We start from the raw sequence: 1,175 nt of genomic DNA on the forward strand, positions 1-1,175 counted from the left end.
GCTGCCGCAGCTTCGGTGCATGGTTTAGCCCCGTTACATCTTCCGCGCAGGCCGACTCGACTAGTGAGCTATTACGCTTTCTTTAAAGGGTGGCTGCTTCTAAGCCAACCTCCTAGCTGTCTATGCCTTCCCACATCGTTTCCCACTGAACCATGACTTGGGGACCTTAGCTGGCGGTCTGGGTTGTTTCCCTCTCCACGACGAACGTTAGCACCCGCCGTGTGTCTCCCGGATAGTACTCATTGGTATTCGGAGTTTGCATCGGTTTGGTAACCCGGGATGGGCCCCTAGCCGAAACAGTGCTCTACCCCCAATGGTATTCGTCCGAGGCTCTACCTAAATAGATTTCGGGGAGAACCAGCTATCTCCGGGCTTGATTAGCCTTTCACTCCGAGCCACAGGTCATCTCCTAATTTTTCAACATTAGTGAGTTCGGTCCTCCAATTGATGTTACTCAATCTTCAACCTGCCCATGGCTAGATCGCCCGGTTTCGGGTCTACACCTTGCAACTCGACGCCCAGTTAAGACTCGGTTTCCCTACGGCTACCCTATTCGGTTAACCTTGCTACAAAATGTAAGTCGCTGACCCATTATACAAAAGGTACGCAGTCACTCCGAAGAGCTCCTACTGCTTGTACGTACACGGTTTCAGGTTCTATTTCACTCCCCTCACAGGGGTTCTTTTCGCCTTTCCCTCACGGTACTGGTTCACTATCGGTCAGTTGGGAGTATTTAGCCTTGGAGGATGGTCCCCCCATATTCAGTCAAGATAACACGTGTCCCGACCTACTCGTTTTCACTTGATAACACACTTCGTGTACGGGGCTATCACCCTCTATCGCCACACTTTCCAGAGTGTTCCACTGCATCTTATCAAGCTTAAGGGCTAATCCGCGTTCGCTCGCCGCTACTGACGGAATCTCGGTTGATTTCTTTTCCTAAGGGTACTTAGATGTTTCAGTTCCCCTCGTTCGCCTCCTTAACCTATGTATTCAGTTAAGGATAGTGAGTAAACTCACTGGGTTTCCCCATTCGGAAATCCATGACTCATGCGCTTTTTACTAGCTCATCATGGCTTATCGCAAGTTAATACGTCCTTCATCGCCTCCAACTGCCTAGGCATCCACCGTGTACGCTTAGTCACTTAACCATACAACCCAAAAAGGTGTCGCTT

At 50.1% G+C, this 1,175-nt stretch carries 1 rRNA gene; it reads right to left on the reverse strand.

Annotation, left to right across the window (positions count from 1 at the left end):
* Positions 1-1,151, reverse strand: a 23S ribosomal RNA gene (locus HXZ99_RS12055); the annotation flags it as partial.
* Positions 1,152-1,175 lie beyond the last annotated feature (24 nt).

The sequence above is a fragment of the Aliidiomarina indica genome, assembly GCF_015354615.1.
Classification (GTDB): Bacteria; Pseudomonadota; Gammaproteobacteria; order Enterobacterales; family Alteromonadaceae; genus Aliidiomarina; species Aliidiomarina indica.